The organism is Candidatus Marsarchaeota archaeon (assembly GCA_023485295.1).
Classification (GTDB): domain Archaea; phylum Micrarchaeota; class Micrarchaeia; order Micrarchaeales; family Micrarchaeaceae; genus Micrarchaeum_A.
Genome location: JAMCZQ010000002.1, coordinates 180,577 through 180,887 on the forward strand (window position 1 = coordinate 180,577; position 311 = coordinate 180,887).

The following is a 311-nucleotide window of genomic DNA, read 5'->3' on the forward strand; positions in this document are numbered from 1 at the left end:
ATTCTTGTGCCATCAATGCTGATGCTGCTGTGGCGCTTGCTTGAAAGCACATATATAGTATTGGGAATCTGTTCTGTGATGTTGTAAAATCTTAAGGCGGATATTAAGCTAACATACGAAGGCTCCACTATGCTTGAAGCTATCTCGTAATTGCTCGCATCCGGCGTATAATAAACTCCGTTTGCGGCCCTTTTCACTATCCTGTCCCTTCTGAGAAATACGGTTGTATAATGCTTTGGCTTCCCTATGATCCTTGAAGCATCCTCTAAAGAGAATACGCTTATGCCGAGCTTGCAGGAAGAAAGAGCCTT

1 protein-coding gene is annotated in these 311 nt (G+C 43.4%); it reads right to left on the bottom strand.

Annotated elements, in window-relative coordinates; translation table 11 throughout:
- On the bottom strand, positions 1-311 hold a 311-nt coding region (locus M1125_01490), incomplete at both ends, for a hypothetical protein (GenBank protein MCL5404497.1).